This is a genomic window from Streptomyces globisporus (genome assembly GCF_003501885.1).
Taxonomy (GTDB): Bacteria; Actinomycetota; Actinomycetes; order Streptomycetales; family Streptomycetaceae; genus Streptomyces; species Streptomyces globisporus_D.
The window spans coordinates 1-1,330 of sequence record NZ_QWFA01000386.1 but is presented as its reverse complement, the minus strand read 5'-3'; the positions used below and the strand labels follow the sequence as shown (position 1 = coordinate 1,330).

General features: G+C 75.3%; 1 protein-coding gene. It reads right to left on the bottom strand.

Translation table 11 applies throughout. The features are described from left to right. Positions 1-155: 155 nt before the first annotated feature. Positions 156-1,330, bottom strand: a 1,175-nt coding sequence (locus D3105_RS33800) for a PQQ-binding-like beta-propeller repeat protein (RefSeq protein WP_165891144.1), incomplete at its 5' end; no start/stop codon positions are given.

Below are 1,330 nucleotides of genomic sequence, written 5' to 3'. Positions count from 1 at the left end.
GGACCCGGTGCACCCGCCCCACCGGCCGCCGCCTCCCCCGCAGGGTTGACGCCCGCCCCCGTCAGGGGTTCCGTCCTCAATCGCCGGACGGGCCGGGTGTGCGCCGGACGGGCTCGGATGAGCCCGTCCGGCGGTTGAGGACAAAAAAGGGTGGCTCAGGTCCGCGCCCGGTTCCCCGTGCCCGTGCCCTTCAGCGCGTCCAGCGCGTACACGCAGCGGTCCTTGCTGCACGCGTACACCACGCCCCCCTGCGCCACGGGCGAGCCCGTGATCTCGCCGCCCGTCGCCAGCTTCCAGCGGAGCTGGCCGCCCGCCGCGTCGAGGGTGTACAGCACGTGGTCCGCCGAGCCGAAGTGGACCCGGCCGTCCGCCACCACCGGCGCGCCCACCACGTCGCCGCCCGCCGCGAAGCGCCACTTCGGGGTACCGGTGACCGCGTCCAGCGTGTACAGCGCGCTGCCGCTGCCGACGTGCACGTTGCCCACCGCGACCAGCACCGGCTCGATCGAGGACCGGGCCTCCGTGGCGATCCGCCAGCGGTCCTTGCCGGTCGTCGCGTCGAGCGCGTACACCGTGCCGAGGTAGTCCGCGAGGTACACCCCGCCGCCGGTCACCGCCGGGCCCGGCGCGAACGCCGGCGGGGAGAGGAAGACCGCCGGGGCCTCGAAGTGCCAGCGCACCCGGCCGGAGCCGGTCTCCACCGCCAGCACCCGGGTGCCCGCCGCGATGTAGACGTAGCCGTCGGTGGCCGGGGTGACCCGGACCGGGACGCCGCCGCAGGAGGCCGCGTCGCCGATCGGGTACGACCAGCGCTCCAGTCCCGTGCGGGCGTCCAGCGCGCGGAGCCGGGCGTCCTGCCAGACGTACACCGTGCCGTCGTGGATGACCGGCCCGGCCTCCGCCGTCTCGAAGTCCGTCTGCGCGCCGGTGACTTCCCACAGCTTCTCGCCGCTGGACGCCTCCCAGCCCTGCACACCGCCGCCCCGGGTCGCGGTCAGAACCGTGCCCCGGTCGGCCTTGAGGGCGTACACCCAGGCGTCGGTCGACAGACGCCACTGCTCGGCGCCGGTCGTGGCGTCCAGCGCGTACAGCGAGGGGCCGTCCGACGCGTGGATCCTGCCGCCCTCGACGGCCATCGCCCAGGCCACGTCCCGCGTCTTGAACTGGCGTCGGCCGTTGCCCACGTCCAGCGCGTGGACCTCGAAGGACGTCACGTACAGCAGATCGCCGGAGACGACGGGCGTACCCCACACGTCGTTGGACATGCGGAAGCGCCAGGGCCGCCAGCGGTCGGGGGCGGGGGCGTCCGGGGCGGGGCCCGGGGCCGGGA